This is a genomic window from Streptomyces sp. AC627_RSS907 (assembly GCF_019049165.1).
This window is the reverse complement of record NZ_JAGMUE010000207.1, coordinates 1-570: the sequence shown is the minus strand read 5'-3', so window position 1 is coordinate 570 and position 570 is coordinate 1. Positions and strand designations below refer to the sequence as shown.

Genomic DNA, 570 nt, shown 5'->3' with positions numbered 1-570 from the left:
CCCGCGCGACGCGCGAACGCACGGTACCCACCGGGCAGTTGGCCACGAGCGCGGCCTGCGCGTACGGCAGCCCGAGGAGCTGGGTGAGCACGAACGCCTCGCGCCGCTCGTAGGGAAGCTGCCCCAGGAGTTGGGACAGGGCCACCCCCTCGTCGAACCCCGGCAACTCGCGGGACTGCGCCAACTCGGCCGCGGTCTGCCAGTCGTCGGTGTCGGACAGGCGTGGCCGGGCCGCGTTCCAGCGCAGCCGGTCCACGACCGTGTAACGGGCGATCGACAGCAGCCAGGTACGGGCCGACGACCTGCCCTCGAAGCGGGGCAGGCTGCGCAGCGCCCGCAGGTACGTCTCCTGGACGAGGTCGTCGGCCGACTGCGGGTCGTTGCTCAGCCGCGAGACGTACCGCCACACGTCGCGTTGGGTGGCCCGGATGAACTGGTCCACCGCCTCGGCGTCGCCGCCGCGCGCCGCCAGCGCCCACGCGGTCACCGCCTCGTCGTCGCGCTCATACACGGGCACCACCGTGCTCCGCGTCGCACTGCCCCAGGGCACGCACGGCACCGGCCCGCGAG

At 74.0% G+C, this 570-nt stretch carries 1 protein-coding gene; it reads right to left on the bottom strand.

What is annotated here, in order from left to right; translation table 11 throughout:
* On the bottom strand, window positions 1-511 hold a 511-nt coding region (locus KUM32_RS32205; RefSeq protein WP_308408771.1), incomplete at its 3' end, for a sigma-70 family RNA polymerase sigma factor.
* Window positions 512-570: the final 59 nt, after the last annotated feature.